This is a genomic window from Vibrio sp. YT-19(2023), from assembly GCF_033337395.1.
Window position 1 is genome coordinate 1 of sequence record NZ_JAWOQN010000447.1, and the last position, 728, is coordinate 728.

Here is a 728-nt window from a genome sequence, read left to right on the forward strand (position 1 = left end):
CTTTTTTGCAACGTTATCCAAAAATTCAGCTCAAGCTGCGCGCTGCCGACGGGGAAATCGACCTGTTTCGTCAGGGCATTGATGTCGCTTTTAAGCTCACCGATAAACCGGATGAGAATTTGGTGCTCAAGGAGATAAGTAAAACCAATCTGGTTTTGTGTGCCTCACCAGACTACCTCGCACAAAGAGGCATGCCAGAACATCCGACGCAACTTGAACAGCACGACTGTATTTACCTAGCAGAAAACGACAAAGACAACATTTGGTCGTTTTTTAAAGAAGAGGCGTTTCATTCCATTGCGGTCAGTGGTCGGTATGCGGTCAACCATTCGCAAATGCGCCTAAATGGTGTCAAAGCAGGTTTAGGGATTGGTATCTTCCACGATTTCGTGGTGAAAGAGGCATTAGAGCGCGGAGAAGTGGTCGAAGTGTTGTCCGATTGGATGATCAAAAGTAACTACCACGGTGCGGTCGCCATGCAGTACGCACAAACCACGTACTTGCCTGCGCGTCTGCGTGTATTTCTCGACTTTGTAAACGAACATCTCGTGTCTAAGGAACCCAACCAGGTTTCATGCGATTCATCACGTCGCTATCATTTGCAGTGATTACCCAACATCAAAGCGTTTTTACACCGAAGTGCTTGGGCTACAAATCATCGCAGAAAACTATCGTGAAGCTCGAGACTCCTACAAACTCGACCTTGCGTTGCCGGACGGAAGCCAAAT

At 47.5% G+C, this 728-nt stretch carries 2 protein-coding genes; both read left to right on the plus strand.

Annotated features, from left to right (window positions below):
- Nucleotides 1-608: substrate binding domain-containing protein (locus R7E78_RS26440; protein WP_318058652.1), on the plus strand; the 608-nt coding region annotated here is incomplete at its 5' end.
- The coding region (locus R7E78_RS26445; RefSeq protein WP_318058653.1) for a VOC family protein at nucleotides 580-728 on the plus strand (149 nt) is incomplete at its 3' end. The genes R7E78_RS26440 and R7E78_RS26445, both read left to right, overlap by 29 nt.